The following is a 1637-nucleotide window of genomic DNA, read 5'->3' as shown; positions in this document are numbered from 1 at the left end:
TTTTACTTAAAATTGCTTTTTTATCGGCAATTTTGACGATCGGACTGGCCAAAACTTGAGTTAACTCTGGCGATTCATCCAGCAATCCTAATAAAGCTGCACAATTATCGCCAAATTCATCGACCAGGTTTTGGGACTGCGCGAGGGACATCAGCGCATCCGCGTAAGGGGTGAGTACGACACTACCCATGGCACTACCTTTCATTACTTACCTCCTACCAAAGCGATACTCCGATCGACCAACTCAGATTGAGCGGATGCGGTCAGCAGGTTTTTGAGTTGAGCTTCAGCCCGTTCCATTGCCAGTTTAGTCACCCGCGCACGCAGTTCGGCGATGGCTTTATCTTGCTCGGTATTGGTATCGGCAGCGGCGAGTTCTTTCATCCGCTCGATATCAGCAGCGGCTTTGGCGGCGATTTCAGCTTTGGCATTCGCCGCACTGGTAATTGCCGTTTGGCGAATTGTTTCGGCCTCGGCTTGTGCTTGAGCCAGATTTTTTTTAGCTACTTCCAAAGCGGATGCTGCTTGTTTTTGGCGAGCTTCGGTATCGCCAATTGCGGCCTCGATCGTGGCTCGACGTTCGGTGAGAATATTAGTGAGGACTTTGCGTCCGAAGACGATGACAAAGCCCAAAACCAGAGTGAGGTTAAATAAGTTGGTTTCGATTAAATCTAAATTTAAGCCGACCCCACCTTGACCTGCATTGGCGAGGAATAAGAAATTTCCCATCATATATATGTTCTAGAGCTGCTTTTATTCGATCGGCGATCGATTATTAGTTTTGAGCTATTTAGTTATCATTTATTTGCTAACTGTTCGCTATTAACTGTTTTAATCTGGGTAGCAGGCGATTATTTAACTAACTCGGCTCCCAACAATTTGGTCAGGATTTGACGGCTGAGGGCTTCTACTTGTGGCTCTAGAGCTGTAAAGGCAGATTGCTTTTGCTTATCGATTTCCTGCTGGGCTTGTTCCCGTTGGACTTGAGCCGCTTGTTGAGTTTCCGCGAGTTGTCCGGCAGCAATTTTTTGAGCTTCAGCTTTCGCTGCGGCGATGACTGCTTGGGCTTCCCGTCTAGTTGTTGCTAGTTCCGCTTCATACTTTTTGGTGAGTTCTTCGGCTTCGGCTAGTCTGGCTTTGGCATTGCCCAAACCGCCGCGAATGTACTCATCTCGATCGTCTAATACTTTACCCAGGGGTTTGTAAAACAGGATGTTTAATACGCCGACCAGAATGACAAATTGGATCGCCATTAGGGGTAAGGTCGCATCAAAGTCAAACAGTTTACCCTTTTCTGCTACTTCCTCGACTGCTGCTGTAGCCAGCGACAGTGTCCATTGTGGGATCGTGTTCATGCTTTCTTGAAAATTTTGAGATCGGGAGGAAATTGACAGTAAGTCGTAAGCGGATCGAGTCATCAGTCTCAAGTGGTTTGTGGTATCTCCACAATCTCGCCATCGACCTCTAAACTATCAACTCCCAACTGATACTGTCCGTTCCTGCCGATGGTTGACGATAAAATTATGCGAAAGGGTTAGCAAACAACAGAATCAGTGCGACAACTAGACCGTAGATAGTCAAAGATTCCATGAACGCCAAGGAGAGCAGTAAGGTACCGCGAATTTTGCCTTCAGCTT

3 protein-coding genes and 1 pseudogene are annotated in these 1637 nt (G+C 47.0%); all 4 read right to left on the bottom strand.

Going from position 1 to position 1637, the window contains the following annotated elements:
* Window positions 1-205 (bottom strand): F0F1 ATP synthase subunit delta (locus RMO27_RS12990; protein ID WP_309733120.1); only part of this gene is annotated, 205 nt, incomplete at its 3' end.
* Window positions 205-732: a F0F1 ATP synthase subunit B gene (locus RMO27_RS12985; RefSeq protein WP_396133704.1), complete on the bottom strand. Its 528-nt coding sequence runs from the start codon at window positions 730-732 to the stop codon at window positions 205-207. The genes RMO27_RS12985 and RMO27_RS12990, both read right to left, overlap by 1 nt.
* A gap of 119 nt (window positions 733-851) precedes the next feature.
* Window positions 852-1355, bottom strand: coding sequence for a F0F1 ATP synthase subunit B' (locus RMO27_RS12980; protein WP_396133705.1), 504 nt, complete (start codon window positions 1353-1355; stop codon window positions 852-854).
* Between the two features lie 166 nt (window positions 1356-1521).
* Window positions 1522-1637 (bottom strand): annotated as a pseudogene (locus RMO27_RS12975) (ATP F0F1 synthase subunit C); the annotation flags it as partial.

It is taken from the genome of Chamaesiphon sp. OTE_75_metabat_556 (assembly GCF_031378165.1).
GTDB lineage: Bacteria > Cyanobacteriota > Cyanobacteriia > Cyanobacteriales > Chamaesiphonaceae > Chamaesiphon.
The sequence above is the reverse complement of the archived record's forward strand: the minus strand, read 5'-3'. Positions and strand labels throughout refer to the sequence as shown.